Origin of the sequence: Streptomyces sp. B1I3 (genome assembly GCF_030816615.1) — a bacterium.
Lineage (GTDB): Bacteria > Actinomycetota > Actinomycetes > Streptomycetales > Streptomycetaceae > Streptomyces.
In genome coordinates this window covers 7,366,048-7,386,723 of record NZ_JAUSYD010000001.1, presented here as the reverse complement: position 1 = coordinate 7,386,723, position 20,676 = coordinate 7,366,048, and the positions used below count along the sequence as shown (strand labels likewise).

20 protein-coding genes and 1 pseudogene are annotated in these 20,676 nt (G+C 68.0%); 8 read left to right on the top strand and 13 right to left on the bottom strand.

Going from position 1 to position 20,676, the window contains the following annotated elements:
- Positions 1-27 precede the first annotated feature (27 nt).
- From QFZ58_RS33595 to QFZ58_RS33580, 4 genes are all read right to left on the bottom strand, one after another.
- Complete coding sequence (locus QFZ58_RS33595) at positions 28-828, bottom strand: hypothetical protein (protein WP_307128624.1); 801 nt, start codon at positions 826-828, stop codon at positions 28-30.
- A gap of 178 nt (positions 829-1,006) precedes the next feature.
- The gene (locus QFZ58_RS33590; RefSeq protein WP_307128623.1) at positions 1,007-1,711 is read right to left on the bottom strand and encodes a hypothetical protein; all 705 of its coding nucleotides are present in this window, start codon (positions 1,709-1,711) and stop codon (positions 1,007-1,009) included.
- Positions 1,712-1,813: 102 nt separating this feature from the next.
- Entirely contained in the window at positions 1,814-2,188 is a 375-nt protein-coding gene (locus QFZ58_RS33585; RefSeq protein WP_307128622.1) for a DUF6415 family natural product biosynthesis protein, read from the bottom strand.
- A 92-nt stretch (positions 2,189-2,280) separates the two neighbouring features.
- Positions 2,281-2,790, bottom strand: coding sequence for an ATP-binding protein (locus QFZ58_RS33580; RefSeq protein WP_307128620.1), 510 nt, complete (start codon positions 2,788-2,790; stop codon positions 2,281-2,283).
- Between the two features lie 233 nt (positions 2,791-3,023).
- On the opposite strand from QFZ58_RS33580, the gene QFZ58_RS33575 reads away from it, so the two are divergent.
- Entirely contained in the window at positions 3,024-4,364 is a 1,341-nt protein-coding gene (locus QFZ58_RS33575; protein WP_307128619.1) for a hypothetical protein, read from the top strand.
- Positions 4,365-4,650: 286 nt separating this feature from the next.
- On the opposite strand, the gene QFZ58_RS33570 is transcribed toward QFZ58_RS33575, so the two are convergent.
- Positions 4,651-6,135, bottom strand: coding sequence for a peptidoglycan-binding protein (locus QFZ58_RS33570; protein WP_307128618.1), 1,485 nt, complete (start codon positions 6,133-6,135; stop codon positions 4,651-4,653).
- A gap of 552 nt (positions 6,136-6,687) precedes the next feature.
- On the opposite strand from QFZ58_RS33570, the pseudogene QFZ58_RS33565 reads away from it, so the two are divergent.
- Positions 6,688-7,044: pseudogene (locus QFZ58_RS33565) on the top strand (IS6 family transposase); the annotation flags it as partial.
- 485 nt (positions 7,045-7,529) lie between these two features.
- On the top strand, positions 7,530-7,784 hold the full coding sequence (locus QFZ58_RS33560) for a hypothetical protein (protein ID WP_307128617.1): 255 nt from the start codon (positions 7,530-7,532) through the stop codon (positions 7,782-7,784).
- A 467-nt stretch (positions 7,785-8,251) separates the two neighbouring features.
- Here QFZ58_RS33560 and QFZ58_RS33555 read toward each other — a convergent pair whose 3' ends face one another.
- Positions 8,252-8,578 (bottom strand): hypothetical protein, encoded by a 327-nt coding sequence (locus QFZ58_RS33555; protein WP_307128616.1) that lies wholly within the window; start codon positions 8,576-8,578, stop codon positions 8,252-8,254.
- A gap of 267 nt (positions 8,579-8,845) precedes the next feature.
- Between QFZ58_RS33555 and QFZ58_RS33550 the strand changes: the two genes are divergently transcribed.
- Positions 8,846-9,283 (top strand): hypothetical protein, encoded by a 438-nt coding sequence (locus QFZ58_RS33550; RefSeq protein ID WP_307128615.1) that lies wholly within the window; start codon positions 8,846-8,848, stop codon positions 9,281-9,283.
- Positions 9,284-9,586: 303 nt separating this feature from the next.
- Here QFZ58_RS33550 and QFZ58_RS33545 read toward each other — a convergent pair whose 3' ends face one another.
- From QFZ58_RS33545 to QFZ58_RS33535, 3 genes are all read right to left on the bottom strand, one after another.
- The gene (locus tag QFZ58_RS33545; protein WP_307128614.1) at positions 9,587-10,900 is read right to left on the bottom strand and encodes a replication-associated recombination protein A; all 1,314 of its coding nucleotides are present in this window, start codon (positions 10,898-10,900) and stop codon (positions 9,587-9,589) included.
- A gap of 100 nt (positions 10,901-11,000) precedes the next feature.
- Positions 11,001-11,369: an MmcQ/YjbR family DNA-binding protein gene (locus tag QFZ58_RS33540; RefSeq protein WP_307128613.1), complete on the bottom strand. Its 369-nt coding sequence runs from the start codon at positions 11,367-11,369 to the stop codon at positions 11,001-11,003.
- Positions 11,366-11,761, bottom strand: a complete 396-nt coding sequence (locus QFZ58_RS33535; protein WP_307128612.1) for an MmcQ/YjbR family DNA-binding protein — start codon at positions 11,759-11,761, stop codon at positions 11,366-11,368. Before QFZ58_RS33535 ends, QFZ58_RS33540 begins: the two co-directional genes overlap by 4 nt.
- Before the next feature lie 88 nt (positions 11,762-11,849).
- Between QFZ58_RS33535 and QFZ58_RS33530 the strand changes: the two genes are divergently transcribed.
- The gene (locus QFZ58_RS33530; protein WP_307128611.1) at positions 11,850-12,878 is read left to right on the top strand and encodes an AraC family transcriptional regulator; all 1,029 of its coding nucleotides are present in this window, start codon (positions 11,850-11,852) and stop codon (positions 12,876-12,878) included.
- On the opposite strand, the gene QFZ58_RS33525 is transcribed toward QFZ58_RS33530, so the two are convergent.
- Positions 12,839-13,831: an aldo/keto reductase gene (locus QFZ58_RS33525; RefSeq protein ID WP_307129085.1), complete on the bottom strand. Its 993-nt coding sequence runs from the start codon at positions 13,829-13,831 to the stop codon at positions 12,839-12,841. The genes QFZ58_RS33530 and QFZ58_RS33525 overlap by 40 nt on opposite strands.
- A gap of 125 nt (positions 13,832-13,956) precedes the next feature.
- Here QFZ58_RS33525 and QFZ58_RS33520 point away from each other — a divergent pair, with 125 nt between their 5' ends.
- A complete protein-coding gene (locus tag QFZ58_RS33520; protein ID WP_307128610.1) occupies positions 13,957-14,577 on the top strand; it encodes a TetR family transcriptional regulator in 621 nt (206 codons plus the stop codon).
- A gap of 83 nt (positions 14,578-14,660) precedes the next feature.
- Here the strand turns inward: QFZ58_RS33520 and QFZ58_RS33515 are convergent, their stop codons facing one another.
- Both QFZ58_RS33515 and QFZ58_RS33510 read right to left on the bottom strand, forming a co-directional pair.
- A complete protein-coding gene (locus QFZ58_RS33515; RefSeq protein ID WP_307128609.1) occupies positions 14,661-15,683 on the bottom strand; it encodes an alcohol dehydrogenase catalytic domain-containing protein in 1,023 nt (340 codons plus the stop codon).
- Positions 15,684-15,756: 73 nt separating this feature from the next.
- A complete protein-coding gene (locus QFZ58_RS33510) occupies positions 15,757-17,208 on the bottom strand; it encodes a carboxylesterase family protein (RefSeq protein ID WP_307128608.1) in 1,452 nt (483 codons plus the stop codon).
- A 428-nt stretch (positions 17,209-17,636) separates the two neighbouring features.
- Here QFZ58_RS33510 and QFZ58_RS33505 point away from each other — a divergent pair, with 428 nt between their 5' ends.
- Both QFZ58_RS33505 and QFZ58_RS33500 read left to right on the top strand, forming a co-directional pair.
- Positions 17,637-18,494, top strand: coding sequence for a recombinase family protein (locus QFZ58_RS33505; RefSeq protein ID WP_307128607.1), 858 nt, complete (start codon positions 17,637-17,639; stop codon positions 18,492-18,494).
- An 86-nt stretch (positions 18,495-18,580) separates the two neighbouring features.
- Positions 18,581-18,742 (top strand): integrase, encoded by a 162-nt coding sequence (locus QFZ58_RS33500; protein ID WP_307128606.1) that lies wholly within the window; start codon positions 18,581-18,583, stop codon positions 18,740-18,742.
- Between the two features lie 895 nt (positions 18,743-19,637).
- On the opposite strand, the gene QFZ58_RS33495 is transcribed toward QFZ58_RS33500, so the two are convergent.
- Positions 19,638-20,453 (bottom strand): hypothetical protein, encoded by an 816-nt coding sequence (locus QFZ58_RS33495; protein WP_307128605.1) that lies wholly within the window; start codon positions 20,451-20,453, stop codon positions 19,638-19,640.
- Positions 20,454-20,676: the final 223 nt, after the last annotated feature.

Below are 20,676 nucleotides of genomic sequence, written 5' to 3'. Positions count from 1 at the left end.
CGGTAACTCCTGCATCGGTCCTCCAGTTCAGCGGGCATGGGAGCCCCAGGTGAGCGTGGAAAGGGTCAGGGTGTGCAGCGCCGTACGGTCCGGACCGGCCCAGCCGGTCCAGAGGGGGCCGAACGCCTTGTCCTTCTTGTCCGGCCAGGGATAGTGCGGCGCGATCTGTCCGGCCCAGGTGCGTACGGCGAGGTCGTCGTGCGGGTAGACGCTGAAGTCCCCGGTGAAGTCGGTCGCGGCCGCCGCGGCGGCCCAGGGGCCGATCCGGGGGACGGTGGTGAGGGCGGCTGCGAGGTCGGGCGCTTTCATGCCGCTCCAGCCGGCGGCGTGCAGCTCGTAGTGTTCGGCGGCCGCCCGCAGGACGCTCCGGTGGAACTTGGCTCCCACCTCGTCGAACTGCTCGTCCGCCAGGGCGAGGACCTGTTGTGCCGTGGGGGCGGTGGCGAGCTCACCAAAAGGGCTGTCGACTGTGGTCCCGTACGCCTTGCACCACTCCCGGTAGAGCTTGCGGGCCTGCCCGGCTCGTACGACCTGCCGCAGGATCGCCGTGGTGATCGCGTCCCACAGCCACGGGTTGGCGAGGCGTTGCGAGGCGCCGAGACGTTCGACTCCCACCCTGAGCCCGCTGGGGACGCTGCTGGGCAGACAGTCGGGATTGGTGGTGACGGAGACCGGCTTCACGTCCTCGGTGCCCTCCACGCAGCGCATGTGCAGACCGTCCCGGTCCCACGACAGGACCCAGAGGCCGGAGGCCGTGCGTACGGCCCGCGCGCGATCACCGGATGCGCTCTCGGTCCAAGCGGGGTGATCGGTTGTCAGGACGGTCATGCGTGCTCCTCGGATGTGCGGTTGAGCTGTGTGCGTCACCACCCGGCGGCAGCGACAATCAGAACAATGGCAGTCAGGAACACTGCCACTTGGCACACGCGTCGGGACATGGATGCCCTTCAAAACATGCGGACGGGGAGAGTCCGGCGCGGGATTCCGCAAGGCCGCGAGGACAGGTTCAGGTGGTCCCTCGTGCCGGGTACTGGTGCTGTCTGTCGGCCCTTCCGGAGCTGTGAGGCCGTCGTGCAGCGCTCTCGGTGGGCAGCTCGGCCAGCTCCCGCGTCAATTCGTTCACGGTGAGGACGCGGTACCGGGCCAGCCGGCGGACGAGTTGCGACGCGAGGAACGTGGGCAGGTTCGGATGTCCGTAGGGGAGGGGCTCCGGCGGCTGGGCCACGACCTGGACCGCGCCGTCGACGAGGCCGTAGATCGTGCCGAGGACCCCGTACATGGGTGCGCTCGAGGCGAGGAACACGACGGGTTCCTCCTGCAGATGTGGGCAGAGCGCGGTAGCGGTCCTGACGTGCTTCGGGCACACGGGGGGCTGGTTCGTGAGGAGCGGCGGCTCCTTGCGCGCGTAGTCGTGGGCGCCCGCGAGGAAGACGGTCCCCAGGGGCGTCGTCGCGGGAGCCGTGCAGATCTGACACCGCAGGGATTCCATCGTCATCCGCTGCCGGAAGGGGTGCATGAGTTTCCAGTCCGGGGTCCCCGTGGGGTACCGGCGCCGGTCGTACGGGTTGAACGACACCCGGCCCCAGAGGACCTGCCGGAGGTCGCGGTCCTGAGGTTCCTCGTCCGCGTAGAACAGGCGGTAGCGCCCGCGGCCGCGACTGCCCCGCGAGGGTCGCAGGACCAGGTTGTCCGGTGCTGCTTCCTCTCCCACTCGCTGCGTGACGTAGAGGATGACGGCCCGGGCGAGTGGTGGGGCGCACAGGTCGGTTCGCTTCTCTCATCTGCTTCCAGGCGAGGCGTTCAGCGTGTGAACTCATGCTGCTTCCACATTCGTGAGCTGCCGGGTCACCAGCAGTCGCTCAAGGAGTTCGTTGCCGGTCCAGGCCATGCGGCGCAGGTGACCGACGGCTCTCCGCGGATCTCCTGGCATGTCCGTGGAGCGAATGTCACGGGCGTGCTCGATCAGGGTGAGCGCGGTCGCGTCCTCGACGTCGGCATCGCCACCGATCGCGATGTCGACGAGCCGAACGAGGCGGCCACGGAGGCGTGCCGCGAGTTCTTCCTGGTACTCGGCCGCAGGTGGCACGTCATCGAGCGCCGTCGCGACGTCGTCGAGCAAGGCGCCCGCGTCGAACGGTTCCCATACGCGCATCTTCTGCAGGACGTGTCGTAACTGCGTGGCATCCAACGGCGGAAACCACGCTTGCTCCGTCTCCCCGTCGGGGAGGGGCCCTTGGGACAGCCGGGATCGGGCGTGCGGGACGGCCTGAGCGTCTGCGATCACGGCTGCCCCTTCGGGACGCTCAGACGGCACCAGGTGCATGTGCCGTCCTCGGAGACGCCCCACGACTCCGCGACGGCGTCGACCAGGGCCAGGCCTCGGCCACCCTCCTCGTCGGAGCCGGCATCGCCGAGGACGGGCCTGTCGGGAGATCCGTCGCTCACCTCGATGAGGAGGTGTGAGGTAGTCCGGTACAGCCGTACGCCTACGACAGGCCCGCGGCCGTACCGCATGGCGTTGGTGACCAGCTCGCTCAGGCACAGCTCGACGGGCTCACACAGGACGTCCAGCTTCCATCTGCGGAGCCGTTCCCGACCGATACGGCGGACGCGCCCCGGCCAGAGCTTGTCCTGCTCGGACATCTCGCCGCCGCTGCCGAGGCCTGGGCGAGGGGAGCGGAGGATGCCGAGGTCCATGTCCCGGTCGGCAGGGTCGAGCCGTCGAGCAGGGGGTGTGCTGCAGTGGCCCTGCTGCGCTGTGGCCGCACTGCTGGTCGCGGTCGCGGTCATACCCAGTCCTTCCGCAGATCGTAAGGCGGCGTCGCATGCGCTTCGTCGTCGCGCTTCGTCGTCCGGTCACCGGTTCGCCCCGCACGGGGTCGACGGGACGAACCGGGCCGTCGAGGCCGCCCGTGAGCTGTCCACCGAACGGCCGGTAATCACTCAACTCCCCGACGCGCCAATGGGTAAGGGAGCAGTGTGGAGGCACGGTTGAACTGGTTGAACGCACCAGGGGGTCATCGATGGCACGTCGCGCACGAACACCGAATACAGCCCTTGCGACGCTGATGCAGTCGGGGGGAATCGGAAACGCGCAGCTGGCACGCCGGGTGAACGCCGCAGGCCGCGAACTCGGCGTCCGCCTGCACTACGACAAGACCAGCGTGTCGCACTGGCTCGCCGGATCCGTGCCGAAGCCCGAAGCACGCCCTGCCCTGATCGAAGCGCTCTCGCGGCTGCTCGGACGGCCCGTAACGTGCGCGGAGATCGGCTGGCCGAGCGAGGAGAAGCCGGTCGCGAAGCACGACATGGTGGCAGGAGTGATCGACCTGAGCAGGGCAGACATGGACCCCACACGTCGGGGGGTGCTGAAGACCGGGATGTACGCCGCAGTCCTGGCCGTACCGCGGTACGAGGACCTGACAGGGCGGTTGGAGGCGGCATCGGCCGGGCGCACGGTGCACGTGGGCCGGTCCGACGTGGAGACCGTCCGCACCATGACCGACAAGATTGCCGACATCCTGGACCAGGTCGGGGCCGGGCACGCCCGCCCGATGGCCGCGGCCTTCCTCGTCAACACAGCCGGGCCCTACCTCCGGGCCGGTGGAACGGACAAGGTCACCCGCGACATGCGGGCCGCCGTCGCGGACTTCGTGTACCTCACGGGCTGGATGGCCATGTACGAGGACCAGCAGGGCCTGGGCCAGAAGTACTACCTCCGCGCCCTCGAACTCGCCGGTGCCGCCGAGGACCACCTCACCTACTGCCGCACCCTGCGCGGCATGAGCCTGCAGGCAACACACCTGGGCCACGGCAAAAAGGGATTGGAACTCGCCGAAGCCGCTGCCGAGGCCGCCCCTTCCGCCGGCCCGCGCCTGGTGGCCTTCCTGCGCGGCCAGCAAGCCGCCGCCGCAGCGATGACCGACGCCCGCCACACCGCCATGGGCTGGCTCAAGGAGGCGGAGAACGCACTGTCACGCGCCGACGACCGGCGCGACGCCGTGGGCGGATACGACCAGGCCGCCTACTTCTTCCACGAGGCACACGTGCGCTGGCACCTGGGCGACCACGACGGCTCGATCGCCTCCCTGCGCCGCTCGAACGCTGCGCGCTCCCCGCTGGAGCGGCAGGGGCGCCTCCACTGCACGGGGGTGATCGCCGAGCGGCAGTTCCGGATGCGCCATATCGAAGCCGCCTGCCAGACCTGGGGGATCTTCCTCGACGAACACGTGACCATCTCGTCCGCCCGAGGAGACGAGCACCTGAAGACGATGCTCAAAGCGCTTCCGGCTTACCGCAGCGTCCCAGGAGTGCAGGAGCTGGAAGACCGCGCCCGCCAAGTGGCCGCACTCAAGGCGGCGTAGCACTGCTGGCTCCGGCGCCGGGGCGCTGTTCATGAGGCAATGGAAGGCTCTGTTGGGACCCCAAGGACCGAAAGGCGTGTTTTGTCGGATTCGGTGAAAGTCATGCAGAACGGCTCTCCCCTGAACCACTGTCGGGGTAGGTGTCGGCGTCTGTGCTCCCCGCGCCCGCGGGGATGGTCCCACGTCTTACCGATGCCCATGAAGAACAGGAAGGTGCTCCCCGAGGCCGAGAAGCAGTCGCTCGCCGCCGCCGGCCGCAGTGCCCGGCCTTCGCGTGGCGCGTGCGTCAGGTCGGGCCGATCTGGGCGTGGAGGTGTGTGGCGTGCGCCTCACGGCCGTGTGGGCCACCGACATCCGATGTGGGGTGGTCAGGCGACATGACACAGCTAGCCTCGCCCGGGGTCGTGAACGGCCCCGGGTCGAAGGGCGTCTTCGTGCGGTCCTGGTACTGCGTGGCGAACCACACGTACAGGTCGAAGAAAAAGGACGTGACCGTGGTGTCGGCGGGGAGGATGCCGAGGTCGTCGACGGCGGCCAGGCGGTAGGCCAGGCGAGGCACGCTGCCGGAGGGCCACTGCGGAAGGATCCCGCTGGGCCTGCCCGGGGCGGGGACGGGCTTGCTCGCCCAGTGGTCGAAGACGTGGACGTCCCGGACCACGCCCGCGGCCGTGAGACGGACGCCGACGAGGTCGATCGCCCGCCCGTCCGTGTGGCAGTCGGTCCGTACGGCGCTTCCGCTGATGCCGGCGTGGTGCACTTCGCTGACGTTCCAGTCCGACGAGAGGAACTGTGCCAGCCGCACCAGACCGGCCGCATGCCGGACGTCCAAGGCCGCTAGGACGGGAGTCGCAGAGCCGAAGGTTACTCTCCGTGCCGACGGGTCAGGCGTGAAGCGGAAGGTGATACCCGCGATGACATGATGCAGCGTCACACGAGGTATCGGCGTGGGCACGATCACTCCGCCCGCCGGTGAGAGGGCCGGTGCTGGCGACATTGCGACCGTCCCCGACACATGGTAGCCGGCCACTTCGCGGTAGGCCATGTCGAGTGTGAGCGCGCGGACGGGAGGAGGTGGCGGACCGAACGGGAGCGTGGCCAGGGACAGGGGCTGCCCCACGAGAGCGGCTGCCGCCTGCTGGGCTAGCCACTGGCTGCCCGTGTCGACCGAGGCCAGAGCAGCCGGCCAGTCGGCGAGCACTGGCTGGGCCAGCAGGGAGCTCAGCTGACCCCCTAGGCGTACGGCCGGAGCGGTGGGTCCCGTGAATGCCTGGTCCGGGGCGGCCAGGGCATCGCGCGCGGCCTCCGCCGTGACGGGGGCGTCCACGCCGAGCAACTGCGCGGGCGTGTGGGCAGTGACCGTCCCTCCCTCGCTCACTTCTAGGAGAGCGTTCAGCCCGACTGCGGACAGCAGCAGGTTCACGTCTTCATGGGTGACGCCGTTCAAGGAGATTGCGGGTCCTTCGGGCCCGACGCAGCCGGCGACGCCCTCCGGCTCGGTGGCGAACGCCTCGTCCAGAGCCCCCATGGTGTGCATGCCGACCTTGCCGTCCACACCGAGCCCCGGTGTGTTCCGCTGGAAGACTTCCACGGCCTCCGCGGTGAGGGAACCGTAGAATCCGTCGACCTCGACGGAGACCCCCAGATCGGCAAGCGCCTGCTGCACCAGGCTGACGAAATAGCCCCTCTCGTTGGGCTGTTGAAGGAGCAGTACGCGGCTGCCGGCCAGACACTCCTCCAGTTCGGTGGTTCCATCGAACCTGATGCTCTCCATCGGCTTCTCCGTCCGGCCGACCGGTTCCGGCCGCCGTAGCGCCCTGTTCCCCGGACATCCGGTGCGCGGCGATCGGCAGCGGCGCGCGTCGCGCATCCGCTACTTGTGGCCAGCACCGTGCAGGCCCTCGAGCTGTGATGTTTCAGGCGACCGAGGATGGCCCTGCCGTGGTCGTGATCAAGCACTTCCGACCGCCATTCGGCTCCCCCGCGTACTTTCCAGCGTAGGACTCCCTGCGGCAGGTCGCAGCTCCAACCAGCCGGGGCGGACGAGGTGTTCACAGAGGGCCACCAGGCGGGCGGCACCCCATTCTCTGTCGCTGGGCTTCAGCCGACGGAGAGGGACAGAAGGCAAGGATCCCACAAGCCCGTCACGCGCTCTTCACGGTGACCCGGACAGCAATCGCCTCTGCGCCGAACAGCGTGAAGTCCAGATGCACCACCCGGCTGCCCGTGCCAAGTTGGGAGGTGCGAGAGCCCACGTCCGCGGAAGGCAGCACCTTCCGGGGCGTTGTCACGTTGGCTGACCGCCTGGATGATCTTCGGGTTGATCATGCTGAGAGGGATTGTCCGCGGGAGCACGTCGCCGTTGTACAAGGGGTACCGGTACCCGGCCGAGATCATCGCGCACTGTGTGTGGCTGTACTTCCGCTTCCCGCTCAGCTTCCGCGGTGGAGGAGCTGATGCTCGAGCGCGGTGTGATCGTCTCCTATGAGACCGTCCGCCGCTGGTGTGCCACGTTCGGGCAGGCCTACGCGAACGGACTGCGCCGCCGCTGGCCACGGCCCGGTGACAAATGGCATCTGGACGAGGTCTTCCTCAAGATCAGCGGTGAGCGGAAGTACTGTGGCGGGCAGTGGACGCCGACGGCACCGTGCTTGACATTCTGGTCGACGCCCGGGAGAAGACCGTCCAGCAGATCGCCGACATGTTCAACGTGCCCCGTTCCACGGACACCTCGACAAGACCAAGACCGTGCCCCGCCAGCCGAAGAAGACCACTGCGGCGAAGCCCTGAAAGCTACCGGCGGGTTACTTGTCACCTAGTTCGCCCGCTCGTTAACGGCACCCCTACTAGGAGCATTAGAGGGCCAGGATTGGAGGAATCTCCCATTCCGCTTTCAGGATGCTTGGCTACTCTTGATGCACGCACACTTAGCCTTCCTGATGTCACCGTGGCCCAGGAGACCCACGCGGAGGGGCCAGGAACGCGAGAGGACGAACCGACGAAGGACACGGCGTTCAACACCCGGCGTTGTTCGCCATCATCCGGCCACGCAGAGGTCGCGGCATGCCTTCGGAGGGGACGTCTCGATTTGGCCTCCGGGCGCCGGCACGAAGTCCGCTTCGCGCTGCGCCTGTACGCCGGGGCAGGTGCGGCGCAGATGGAAACGCCGTGGCCACTGCATTCGTCACTATCAGCGTGATCGGCGCGATCTCGATATTCCTGTGTTGGATCAGTTACCTGTTGTTCTGTTTCTCGCTCGCCCGAAGGGACGCCAACTGGAGCGAAGGGGCCTCCAGCATCTGCAAGGCCTTCTGGAAAAACGTGTATCTCGGCTTCAAGTCGGGTACCTACGATCCTCGAAACCTGCCGAAGAACACCACTCCCCCGCACGAGGATGCGGAATTGGACGACTCCACCGACTAGGTGACAGTCGGCTTTACTGCGACAAATGCCCGGCGGGTCACGGGGGTCGCCGGGCACCACGCACTACGACAGGGCTCGTCAGTCCACCGAATATAAATGCGCACGGGGCTCAGGGGGCTGGGGCGCAGCCACGACCGTTGGGGTGCCGGTAAGAACGCTGTCACCAGCCGCAGGCCACCGAACTACTCCGCGAACGTCGCAGGCCGGGGGCAGTTCGGCTGCGGCCATCGCCTCGGCGAGCGCGACCCGCCGACTGCCCTTCAGTTCGGGCACGCACTCGTAGACCTAAGATCGAACGCTTGAACGGTCAGCTGTCCGATCTGTCTCCCGACCTGCCACGCCTCCGAACTTTGGGAGAGCTGGCTGAACGGGTGGTCGCCGAGCGCCTTACAAGGTGAACATCCGCTGCACCTGGTGACCGACGTCGAGGGTGACGAGCCGCCAGCCACTGCCGGGGCGGGGATTTCCTACTGCTCTGGGCGGTGCGGACCACACATCGTCACACAACGCCAGGTCTGGCTTTCCCACCTCCACGCGCAGCAGTGTTCTTCGGAGCTGGTGTTGCCCAGGTTGGAAGCTCCCCTAGATTCGCGGTCCACGAACTTGCTGATGACCTCACCGTTCTGGACGCGATTGACCTTCACCTGCTTCTCAAGATCGATCCCAAGTGCCAACTCAGCCACCGCGAACTGAACGTAGTACTGCTTGGCGGCGCCAGGGTACTTTTCGAACACATCTTGAAGGTCTCTGAAGAACTCGACGTCCTTCTCGGGGCCTGCGGTCACGTTGGCCATGATCGACTCCCGCTCACTAAGACCGCCCACCGGGAGTATCCGATGAAGCGGCTACCAGTCGGTGACGCCTTCATCGTTACCTGCCAGTCACGTTGATGCCACTCGGGTATAGCAGGGGCGGCTCGGAACATCCTCGGCATTTGCGGCTGGTGACAGCGTTCTTACCGGCACCCCACGGCCCCCGTGGGTTCAGGAAAACCGGAGGTCCTTCAGCGCGAACCCACGGGCCTGCCGGTGTGCGTCAGGCCGATGCCTCCGTGAGTTCGGGTGAAACACGAGGATGCTGAGGGATCCGAGGGTCTCGGCGGCGACGTCGGCCTGGATATCGTCGGTCATCACGACCGCCTGCTGAACTGCCGGTGGTGCACCCAAGGTCGGCGTACCGGTCCGGGGTCGGAACGGCGCATGCCGTCAAGCACGGCGGCCGGCCACCGGTCATCACCGACGACATGCTTCACACCGTGCTGCGGCGCCGCGCGGGCCGGCGAGTCCGTTGAGCAGATCCAGCCCGATCTGATCATCCCCACCGGCAAGCGCAAGGGGCAGAGCCCCTCGGTGGCCAGCATCTACCGGGCGCTCGCCGAGCACGCCAAGCGCGAGGCGTACCCAGAAGCCGTCGAGCAGGCTCACGCAGACTTCGCTACTCTCACCGGCCCCGAAGTTCTAGAACCCCGTACGGAAACCAAGGCCCTAACGACACCCTGAGTTACTTGTCACTTCGTGGCAGCTTCGGGAGAACAGGGCCTTCTCCACTGTCCTGTCGCAGTGAGGTTGTCGGATTCTCACGGCTTCTCGTTCGTGCTGTCGGATTCTCACCGCGTCGTGCGCTGAGCGAATGTCCTTCGACAGCGAAGTTAGTCGTGCGCAGCGCGCTGACCTGCGTCGACTGGATTGGATGTCAACACGGCGGGCGATAGCGTGCAACATCGTGTCGGAGGGGGACGCTGGATGCGGATTGTGCGCGACATCTGCCGTGTGCACACTCTGTGCGCTGCCCACGCGTCCGCGTCAGCCGCTGCGTCGGCGAGCGCGGAGGGCGGCCCAGTGGCGTAGCCGTTCGCTGATCTGGGCTTCGTGGCCGTTGCGTGTGGGCTGGTAGTAGGTCTCGCGGTCCATGTCGTCGGGGAAGTAGTCGGCGCCGGAGAAGCCGTCGGTGGTGTCGGGGTCGTACTGGTAATCCTTGCCGTAGCCGAGGTCCTTCATCAGCCGGGTCGGGGCGTTGAGGATGTGGGCGGGCGGCATGAGTGAGCCGGTGCGGCGGGCGGATCGGTGGGCCGTGGCGAGGGCGCGGTAGACGGCGATGGACTTGGGGGCCGTGGCGAGGTAGACGACCGCTTGGGCGATCGCCAACTCGCCCTCGGGGGAGCCAAGTCGCTCGTACACGTCCCAGGCGGCGAGGGCCTGCTGGATGGCGTGCGGGTCGGCGATGCCGATGTCTTCGTTCGCGAAGCGGACCAAGCGGCGGGCCACGAACAGGGGGTCCTCGCCGCCGTCGAGCATGCGGGCGAGCCAGTACAGGGCCGCGTCCGGGTCGGAGCCGCGCATCGACTTGTGGAGCGCGGAGATCAGGTTGTAGTGGCCCTCCTGCGCCTTGTCGTACAGCGGGGCGCGCTGCTGGATGTGGTGGGCGAGCGCGGCGGTGTCCAGGGGGGTACCGGGGTCCGGGAGGGCCTGGAACTGTTCGGCCATGTTGAGGAGGTAGCGGCCGTCGCCGTCGGCCATGGCGATCAGGGCGCGGCGGGCGTCGTCGTCCAGGGGCAGCCGGTGGCCGGTGAGGTCCTCGGCACGGTCGAGGAGTGTGGACAGGGCGGCTTCGTCGAGGCGTTTGAGGACGAGGACCTGGGTGCGGGAGAGGAGGGCGCCGTTGAGTTCGAAGCTCGGGTTCTCCGTGGTGGCGCCGACCAGGGTGATCGTGCCGTCCTCGACGTAGGGCAAAAAGCTGTCCTGCTGGGCGCGGTTGAAGCGGTGGATCTCGTCGACGAACAGCAGGGTGCCCTGCCCGATGGTGCGCCGGCTGCGGGCGGCGGCGAAGACCTTGCGCAGGTCGGCCACGCCGGAGAAGGTGGCCGACACCGGTTCGAAGGCCAGGTTGCTGCCGTCCGCGAGCAGGCGGGCGATGGTCGTCTTCCCCACGCCGGGCGGACCCCACAGGATGGCGGAGCCGAGGCGCTGCGACGCGACCATGCGACCCAGCGGGGCGTCCGGGGCCAGGAGGTGGTCCTGCCCGACGACCTCATCCAACTGGGTGGGGCGCAGGCGGTCGGCGAGTGGCCGGGCGGGCTCCTCGTCGAAGAGCGGCAGGGTCGCTTCGGTCGGTTCCATCGGTCTCTTCGATCGCAGGCAAAGGTGTGCGGGCGTGGCGAGCCTTGCACGGGGCACTGACAGACGTGGGCTCAGCGGCTCGTGGGCGCGCTTGCGGTGCTCATCGGCTACGGGGGCGGTCGCGCCTGGGCAGCCGCTCGACGGCCAGGTCGTAGGAGTCCTCGACCGCGTTGGTGACCAGCCGCTTGGTGATGCCGGGGCCCGGGCCGAGCGAGATCCAGTGCCATTTGTCGAGGTAGCGGCCCGGTGCGATCGAGACGTAGCCACGTACTTGCGCGCGGGCGTGTTCGGGTTCGCACTTGACCGTGATGATCTGCTCGTCCGGGTCGTCGGTGACGATCAGGAACACCTTGCCCGCGATCTTGTACACGTCCAGGTGTTGGGTGAACGGGTAGCCGTGGTCCGTCCCGGGCAGCGCGAGGGCCGCTTCCCGGGCGGTGTCCTGGAGGCGGTCGCCGGCCGCGCTCACCGGGCCGCCCGCGTGCTGGTGCCGTAGGTGTGCGGGTCGACGGGCTGCTCGGTCTTGGGCAGGTGGGCGACGACGAGTCGGTAGGAGTCGGTGACGAGCTCTTTGACGAGTTCCTTGTCGACGCCGTCCCCGCCCTCCAGGGTGATCCAGTGCTTCTTGTTCATGTGGTAGCCGGGGGTGATGTGGCTGTACTGCTCCCGCAGGGCGTGGGCCTCGCCGGGGTCCGCCTTGAGGATCACGACGGGGCGCCCCGGGACCTCGGTCATCAGCATGAACACCTTGCCGCGCACCTTGAAGACCTCCCAGTCGTCGCCGAAGGGATGTTCCAGCTGGGCTCCGGGAAGCTCCTCGGCGCAGTCGGCGGCGGTCTTGTGCAGAGTCGTTCCGTTCATGGGGCGTTGCCTTCCTCACGGGGTGGTCGCGGCGGCACACCCCATTCTTCCTTTGAAGCTGACAAATAGGGCAGTAGGCTGCGGACACGTGATGGTCGACAAGCGACACCCCAGCCCGAGCGGACAGGCCACGTCGGCCGCGGTTCCGCTGTACGGTTTCCAGCCCCCGGTCGGCACCCCGTACGGCCTTGAGGTGAGCACCGTCGAGGAATTCTTCGCCCAGCACGACGACTGGCCGTGGAACCCGCCTCGTCCGGGCCGCGCCACCTTCCACTACCTCATCGCCGTCACCGAGGGCGAGTTGCGGCACGACGTCGACCACCTCACGCGGGCCGTCGCCCCCGGCCAGTGGCTGTGGGTGCGCCCGGGGCACGTGCAGTGCTGGCATCCGCCGGGCGCGGCCCGCGGCCCGTTCATCCTGTTCGAACCGGACGTGCTGCGGCCCGACATCGCCCGCCTGCTGGCCCCTCTCACCGCACACGAGGCTCCTGCCGTGCTGAGCCCGCACCCCGGCGACGCCGCCTGGCTCCAGCAGACGGCACTCCAGCTTCTGGACGAACACCGCGCACTCGGGTGTCGCCCCCTCGACGTCCACCACGCCCTGCGGCGCAGCCTGCTCGAATCGCTGCTGCTGCGCCTGGCCAACGCCCCCGGGATCACCCCAGCCGACACGAGTGCCGGCAGAAGCCGCAGTGACGTCTACGGACGGTTCACGGACGCCCTGGAGCTGCACTTCCGCGAACTGCACCGGGCCGCGGATTACGCCGAGTTGCTCGGCTGCTCGGTCCGCACCCTCAGCCGCGCAGCCCGGGAAACAACCGGCAAGGGAGTGCGTGAGCTCATCGACGAGCGGCGCCTGCTCGAAGCCCGGCGCCTGCTGGGCAGCGCCCGATGGGATGCCCGGTCCGTGGCCGACCACCTCGGCTTCACCGACCCCGCGAACTTCGGCCGCTTCTTCCGCGACCGCACCGGCCTCACCCCGGCCGCCTTCGCGGCCCGCGCAGTGAGGACCGAAACGCGTGACGGAAACGCAGCGCAGGCCCCTTGCCGATCAGGAGGCGATGACTCCCGGCGCGGTCAGTCCGTGGTGAAACTGGACAGCAGCGCAGCGGGGTAGCGGCTGCCTGCCGAGCCGTGGGGAAGAATCTCAGCGATGCGGGCCAGCTCGGCGGCGGAGAGCTGGACGTCGGCGGCGCCGGCGTTCTCCTCCAGGCGCTTGGTGCTGCGGGTGCCGGGGATGGGCGCGATGTCCTCGCCCTGGGCGAGCAGCCAGGCCAGCGCGAGTTGAGCGGTAGTAATGCCCTTGGTGGCGGCCAGATTCTTGAGCTGTTCGATGGCGCGCACGTTGTACGTGTAGTTCTCGCCCTGCCAGCGCTCGTCCCAGCTGCGCATGTCGTCCGCGGGGTATTCGCTCGCGGGCTTGACCTGACCGGCGAGGAAGCCGCGGCCGAGCGGAGAGTAGGGCACCAGACCGATGCCGAGTTCCCGCAGCACGGGAAGGATCTTCTCCTCCACCTCCCGCTCGAAGAGCGAGTACTCGTACTGGAGCACGGAGACAGGGGTGACGGCGTGGGCCCGGCGGATGTACTGGGGGCCGACGTTGCTCAGACCGAAGTACTTCACCTTGCCCTCGGCGATCAGTTCGCCGACCACACCGGCGACCTCCTCGACCGGAACGGCGGGGTCGGAGATGTGCTGGTAGAAGAGATCGATGTGGTCGCTCTGCAGGTAGCGCAGGCTGTTCTCGGCGACCTTGCGGATGTTTTCCGGGCGGCTGTCGAAGCCGGGGCTGTGCAGCGGGGCGGTCATGTCGAAGCCGAACTTGGTGGCGAGGACCACCTCGTCGCGAAAGTCCTTGACCGCCTTGCCCAGGAGGATCTCGTTCCTGCCGGTACCGGCGCCGTACAGCTCGGCGGTGTCGAAGAAGTCGATCCCGACTTCGTGGGCACGGTGGATGGTCGCGATGCCCTCGTCGTCGTTCGAGGCGCCGTAGCCCATGGACATGCCCATGATCCCCAGGCCGAGCGCCGAGACGCGCAGACCCTGAGAGCCCAGATTGCGGTGCTGCATTGAGTTCACTCCCTCAGTGTTTCGCCGGCTTCACCCACGGAGGCCAAACCGAACTGTTCTGTTTGACTCTACGTGCCGGTCGCCCGGATGCCAAACCGAACGGTTCGGTGCCTTATCCTCGGGTTATGTCCCAGTCCCGCGACTCAGGCCAGACCGCAGCGCCCGCCTCCGGCGGCGACACCACGCGCGAGCGCATCCTTACCGCTGCCATGGAGGAGTTCGCCCGCCACGGCATCGCCGGCGCCCGCGTGGACCGCATCGCCAAGCTCGCCAGGACCAGCAAAGAGCGCGTCTACGCCTACTTCCGCGGCAAAGACGCGCTCTATGCCGACGTCGCCGCACGGGAGTACGTCGTCATCGCCGAGGCCACCCAGCTGGACCCGTCCGACCTCCCTGGCTACGCGGGCCGGCTGTTCGACTACTTCGTCGCCCGTCCGGACCACCACCGCCTGATCACCTGGGGCCGCCTCGAACTGCCGGACACCACAGCCGCTGCCGACGATCCCACCCAGGCAGCGATCGCCCGCAAAGTCGGCCAGCTCCGCCAGGCGCAACAGGCCGGACAGCTCGACCCCGCCTGGGACCCGGCCGACGTCCTCGCCCTGGTCAACCAGATCGCCACGACCTGGGCGGCACAACCCGAACTCAGCAAGGCCGCCGCCGCACACGCCGTGGACCCCACCACCACCGCCCGCCGCGCCGCGGTGGTGACAGCAGTCGAGCAGCTTTTCCCCCGAGCGCGCTGAGGTCCCCGGGCTGGCGGCCGCCCTGCGCGAACGATCCGTGACGGCGCCGACCGCTCTTGCCGCTCAAGTCGAGGGATCCGGGCTCAGTCGTCCAGGACCACGACGTGCTTGCCCGGCGTGGTGCCGGACTCGAGGTCGGCCTGGGCGTCACGGACCTGTTCCAGGCCGTGGTAGACCTTCGCGACCGGGACCTTGAGGCGCCCTTCGGCGATGGCCTGGAGCTGGCGGGCGAAGACGTCGGCCGGCAGGTCGGCGGCCTCGCCCGCGTAGCTGGTCAGCCGCACCCCGCTGGGGATCATGAACGGGGTGAAGTCGGGGATCGTCCACTGCCCCGCCAGGGCTCCGGTGAAGCAGACCGTGCCGTGGCGGCGGACGGTGCGGAGGGTGTCGGCGAGGACCGAGCAGCCCACCAGTTCCAGTGCGGCGTCTACGCCGTCAGGCAGCAGCGCGCGCACCTGGTCGGCGAGGGTGCCGTCGTCGACAAGGGGATGGTCAACGCCCACGGCCGTGAGTTCCCCGGCCCGGCCGGGGCTGCGGGTGGTGGACAGCACGGTGGCTCCGAGGTCCTTCGCGCTCGTGGCCGCGCTCAGCCCGACCGTGGAGGTGCCGCCGCGGATCAACAGCGTCTGCCCCTCCCGTAGGCCCAGGCCGGTGGTCAGCGATCCGTAGGCGGTCTGGAACATCTCCGGCAGCGCACCGACGACCTCCCACGGCAGACTGGTCTCGAACGGGATGACCTGCGCCGCCGGGACGGTCACGTACTGGGCGTACGCGCCGTCGAACGAGCGGCCCATGTTGCCCATCATGGTCGCCACCTGCTGTCCCGGCTGCAGTCCGCTGGCCCCGTCGGCCTCCTCGACCACACCGACGCCCTCGATGCCGGGAACGCGCGGGTAGGTGACCTCCGCATCCGACTCGCCCTTTCGGGTGGTGACCTCGGACTCGTTCACGCCGAACGCCTTCACCCTGATCCGCACCCAGCCGGGCTTACGGACGGGCACCAGCACATCCTTGATCTCCAGTGCGTCCAAGCCGCCCGGCCGGGTGACGACAACGGCCCGCATCGTCGCCGGTGCGGAATCGCCGGCTGCTGTCCCTTGGCTCATACCCAGCTCCTTTACCGTGTTCGTCCCCTGGTAGCTCTGTGCTGTTCCGCATGCCCGTATTCCCCGATGGCCGTCAGGGACGGTCGATGCCCTCCCACAGGTCGAGGGCCGCCTGATAGTGGGCGCTCGCCTCGAAGGGAGGGTTGCCGACCCTTTCCGAGGTCGGACGGTCCGTGACGGCGGGCCACAGCCGGGACTGCTCGCCGGTGACGAAGTCGAGCAGGATGTCGCGGATACGCGTGTCACGCTCGGCCTGCTCGGCACTGTGGCCCGGCTGTTCCTGGCCGACCAGGGCGTACATCTCGGTGCCGTGCACGGCGGGCGCGCCCTCGGCGGGCGCGCCCTCGGCGGGTCCGATCACCAGGAGATGGGCGTTGCCGCCCGCGGCGGCGTGGGCCAGGGCACCGCGGGCGGCGGGAAGCGCGAAGAGGTAGTCCGCCATGAGCGCGGCACGAACCTCGGCCGGGGTACGGCCGCCCTGGTCGTAGGCATGGACGATCTTCCTGGCGCGGGAGCGGGAAATGCGCCACCCCGCGACCTCGTCGGTGACGCGGTCGAGCGTGTGCGGGTCGAACCGGTCGAGGTCGTTCGCCACCCACCAGCGCATGTCGTCGCTGGCCAAGCTCAGCAGCACGGCGACACCGCGGTGCGCGCCCGAGGCCAGGACGTCCATGGGGTGGGCATGCACCAGCGCGCCGGGCTGTCCAATGTCCAGGACGACGCCGGTGGCCTGGTTGTCCATCCCGCCGCGGACTCCGAGATCCGTCGGGGCGACCTTCTTCAGGGCGGCCACCAGGGAGGCCGTGTCGAGGTCGATCAGCTTGTCGGGGTTGTCTGCGACACCGAGTTCCGTGACGAACCGGTGCGCGAGCTCCGCGGCCCACCAGGCCGGGATGGAGCGGGCTGGCCCGCCGGAGAACCCGGCCAGGCGCCGGTACAGGCCGTTGGCGGAGGAGGCACTGAGCAGCCCGAAGGTGGTATAGGCGCCGCCGCTGTGGCCGTAGACGGTGACCTGGTCGGGATCGCCGCCGAAGTGGGCGATGTTCCGTTGGATCCAGGTGAGCGCGGCGATGGCGTCCTGCAGGAAGAGGTTGCTGGCCTCGGCGAGCCGCCCGCCGTACTGCGAGAGTGAGAGCGCGCCCAGGGCGCCGAGCCGGTAGTTGATCGACACGCCCACCACGCGCCCCGTCGCGGCGAGGCCAGCGGCGTTCGAGGTGATCTGCGTGTTCGCGCCGTACTCGAATCCGCCGCCGTGGATGTAGACGGCCACCGGCAGCGCCTCCCCGGCCGGCTCCTCGGGAGCCCACACGTTCAGGTTCAGGCAGTCCTCGCCCATCCCGCTGTCCGCTTCGAGCCAGTCACCGCTGTCGGGCTGGACGGAGACGACGCCCTTGCGGTCATAGGGGAGGTCCGGATCGAAATCCGCGACCACGGGGCGGCGGTACCGCTCGGCGGTGGCATACGGGATCCCCCACCAGGACCGTACCCCTGGTGCAGTCGGAGCCTTGGGTGTGGTGGCGGCCATGACATGTCCTTCCGGCGCGGTTCGGGTGATGTGGGAGGGTGCGTCGGCGGCTGATTGCTCGCCGTAGCGCCCTCCCACCCTTCCCCGGGATCCGACAAATCGCCCGGCGGAGAGCGGTCACGCGATGGTCGACAGGTGACATTTTGGCGCTGCTCCTCTTCGTCATCCATGACCCCTGCGTCCCTGCCGCCCCGGACGCCACTCCGCTGCCCCTCCGCCGGTGGCCCTTCCGAGTCGCCGGGCCACGCCTGCGTGCTTGCCTCCCCGGAGCGTCTCCGTCCGTGCAAGCTCGGTGGCGTCGCTGTCTACGACGGCCGTGACCTATGCATGCGGCTCTGGCATGGGGCCCCGTACTTCACCGGTGCTACCGGCCGTTCCGATCCTCCCCAAGGGCCAAGTACCACACTCCCCGCTTCGTCCTCGTCCCCGTGCTCCGCGAGGAACTGGAGATCCCCGTCCCCGCCGACCGGCACCCCGGCCGCGCGTGGAAGCAGCAACCGCCGCTCGCGATCGTGCCCGCGCCCCGCACCGAACGACCGGTACGGATCGGATACGCGACGACGTCGACAGCCCGCCAGGAGCTGGCAAGCCAACTCGAAGCCCTTCACCGGGCCGAGTGCCACAAGGTCTTCAAGGAGCAGATCAGCACCCGGGTGAAGGTGCGGCCCGAGCTGGAGAAGGCGCTCGCCCTGGCCCACAAGGAGGCCGCCCCCGAGACGCCCGTCATCCTCACGGTGCACGAGCTCAAGCGCCTCGCCAGGAACGCGGCCGAGCTGATGACGCTGTCCGCCGAGCTCCAGGCCGGCGACATCCAGCTCGAACTTCTCACCGGCCCGCTCACCGGGATCTACGACCCCAACGGCATGGGCGCGATGTTCTTCGCCGTGCTCGCCGTCGCCGGGCAGATCGAGCGCAACTACATCCGGGAGAAGACCCTGGAGGGCCAGGTCATCGCCGCGTCCAAGGGCAACCACGGCGGACGCCCGAAGGTCATCGACGACGACATGCTCACCTTCGCCGCCGCTCTGAAGGACAAGGGCGTCCCCGTCCCCGAGATCGCGAAGAAGCTCACCATCAAGGTCGGCAAGAACGCGGGCAGGTCTCCCTCGGTCGCCTCGCTGTACCGGGCCCTCGGGGAAGCCGAGACCGCCGCGGTGGACGACAGCCTCCCGATGCGGCCCAAGCCCGTCCGCATCCGCCAGCCCGGAGAGCCGCTCACCGCCGAGGAGATCGAGCTACGCGAACGACTCCAGACCCAGCCCCACCCGAACGCCGAGATGCGGTAGAACGTCCTCACCTCGGCGGCCCAGAGAACAAGAAGAGTGCTCCCCGCACCCGCGGGGATGGTCCCGCTTCGACCGGGGCGCGGCGCGTGAATGACTTGTGCGTCGGCCACGCCCACATCGGCGTCACCGCCGGCGTCTACGCCCACGTCCGACTCCGCCTCCAGCGCCAGGCCATCGACACCCTCGGCAGCATCCTCGGCTCAACCGACACCCCGGACGACCCGCCCATCGCAGCCGTCATCCGCTGACGTTGGCGTCAGCGTTGCCGTCAAACACCACAGGAGCCCCACCAGAGACCAGCTCTGGTGGGGCTCCATTGAGGCACTTGCCAGGTGCGTCCACTTTCAGATTCTGAAAGACACTGTGGCAAATCCATCAAACTCCGCGAAATCCTCGAAGACAGGCACGGGAACTTCCGACACCATGTCGACTCCACAGAAGTATCGCGCCCCTGCGCTGGCCGAATAGATCAAATCGATATCTCGTAGCCCGTCACTTACCAGAGTAACGAGAGACGATTCAGATCCGCTATACATGAACATCAGGTGAGAATGCCGACCAAGTGGCGTCGCTTTGGAAAAATCCACAACGTAACCCTCCCAACCCTCAGTCATTTCGAACTCTACGTGTTCAACGAGGCTCCAGTCGAGTCGGCTCGGAGTCCAGGCTCGATTCTCAAGGTAGCGCTCAAACTCCGTCGAGACCGTGCGGTCTACCAGCAAGGATTCGTGTGCGCCCATCCATTCCTGGATGTGCGGGGCCTCAGTTCTCACCGCGTTCCATTTATTCGACTATGTATGCGGGAAATGACTGAGCGGCGCCAGGTAGTCATCTTCGGTGCCATCGGTGATCACATTAGCCCCAGATCTCCAACCGCCTGCCGACCGCTTTTCGCCATCCCTAACCCACCAGTTGATGTGGAACGCCTTCTCGAGGTCCTTGGGGTCATAGTCGATACGCCATCCCCTCATTCCATCCGGGCTTTGCATTCTCGTTACGCGCGGCCCACGCCCGCCCGGAGAATCCCCGGTGGGTGGTGATCTTCAAAGTGCCAAACAACGCCGGTGTCGTAGATCAACTAAACACGGACGCCGGTGATGTCCGTGAGGTGGACGGCGAGGCGGGCGGCTTGTCGAGTGCGGCTCATGGCCCCTCTTGCGCGTCTCCGTCGGCGGCGATGCTGCGGTTGGCCGTAGCGCGCAGGGCTTTGGCGCGGGCCCGGTCCCTGTCGAGGAACTTGTGGAGGTCCTTGGGGAGAGGGTCGCCGCTGCGCTCGCTCTCGCGGATCATCCGCTCTTGCAGGTCGGCAGAGAAGTCCCACATATCGGCCTCCTCCTGCGGGTCAGGTACCAAGTGATCCATCCGCATGCGGTGGGCGGCTTCGTGCACGAGCGTCACCATCTGGATGGTGGAGTACCGGGGCAGGCTGCCGCTGACCGGATCCTCCTGGTCGGCTGCGCCGTCGTGGCGGCGCAGCCACCGGTCCAGTTCGTGGGCGGTCTTCTCTGCGCTGCCGTTCGCCGGGACGGCGCTGCCCGGCGCGTAGCGGGCACCGTAGGGGATACGCCTGTCGTCGGGGGTGCAGTCATGGTGTCGCCGCTCGGGGTTGGCGAGCGGCTCGCGCCACGTCTTGACGCGTTGGGCGAACTTGGTGTGGGCGGACTGCCGGGTGATGCCCAGCGCCTCGCCGATCTCTTCCCAGCTGGTGCCGCGCTCGCGTTCATAGATGACGGCCCGGCGCTGGGCTTCCTCGGCGAGGCGGATCAGGTCGGCGGCCTCACGCACGAAGTCGCCCGGAGTGACCGTGCTGGAGGAGTCGTCTCCGGTGCCGATGCGGGCAAGCGCGGTCTCGGCGACCTCGCGGTGGGCGTCGGAGAGCATCAGGCGCGCGAGGGCGGCAGGGGTGTACGGGTGCGGTAGATCGGCCGTCGTGTCGGCCTGCGGAATCGTCTCGGTCATGTTGTCACCTTATGACTGACGGGGCATCTTTGTCAGCCTCTATATGACGATTGGTATAAGTCAGGCCAGAACTGACCAGTTCCCATCGTTGGTTGCGTCTGACGCAGTCGGTTCGTCAAGCTAGGACTGACATAATGCCGATGTCAGACAACGGGTGACACTCGGGGTCGTCCCATGAATCCACAGGATAATTACAGTTATCCTGTTGGCATGCTGACGCCCT

What these genes read in the sequence shown, in the direction of transcription:
- QFZ58_RS33595 (WP_307128624.1), bottom strand. Translation starts at nt 828, where the DNA reads ATGACCGTCCTGACAACCGATCACCCCGCTTGGACCGAGAGCGCATCC.
- QFZ58_RS33575 (WP_307128619.1), top strand. Translation starts at nt 3,024, where the DNA reads ATGGCACGTCGCGCACGAACACCGAATACAGCCCTTGCGACGCTGATG.
- QFZ58_RS33525 (WP_307129085.1), bottom strand. Translation starts at nt 13,831, where the DNA reads ATGCAGCACCGCAATCTGGGCTCTCAGGGTCTGCGCGTCTCGGCGCTC.
- QFZ58_RS33515 (WP_307128609.1), bottom strand. Translation starts at nt 15,683, where the DNA reads ATGAGCCAAGGGACAGCAGCCGGCGATTCCGCACCGGCGACGATGCGG.
- QFZ58_RS33555 (WP_307128616.1), bottom strand. Translation starts at nt 8,578, where the DNA reads ATGGCCAACGTGACCGCAGGCCCCGAGAAGGACGTCGAGTTCTTCAGA.
- QFZ58_RS33570 (WP_307128618.1), bottom strand. Translation starts at nt 6,135, where the DNA reads ATGGAGAGCATCAGGTTCGATGGAACCACCGAACTGGAGGAGTGTCTG.
- QFZ58_RS33495 (WP_307128605.1), bottom strand. Translation starts at nt 20,453, where the DNA reads ATGACCGAGACGATTCCGCAGGCCGACACGACGGCCGATCTACCGCAC.
- QFZ58_RS33535 (WP_307128612.1), bottom strand. Translation starts at nt 11,761, where the DNA reads ATGAACGGAACGACTCTGCACAAGACCGCCGCCGACTGCGCCGAGGAG.
- QFZ58_RS33580 (WP_307128620.1), bottom strand. Translation starts at nt 2,790, where the DNA reads ATGACCGCGACCGCGACCAGCAGTGCGGCCACAGCGCAGCAGGGCCAC.
- QFZ58_RS33545 (WP_307128614.1), bottom strand. Translation starts at nt 10,900, where the DNA reads ATGGAACCGACCGAAGCGACCCTGCCGCTCTTCGACGAGGAGCCCGCC.
- QFZ58_RS33520 (WP_307128610.1), top strand. Translation starts at nt 13,957, where the DNA reads ATGTCCCAGTCCCGCGACTCAGGCCAGACCGCAGCGCCCGCCTCCGGC.
- QFZ58_RS33510 (WP_307128608.1), bottom strand. Translation starts at nt 17,208, where the DNA reads ATGGCCGCCACCACACCCAAGGCTCCGACTGCACCAGGGGTACGGTCC.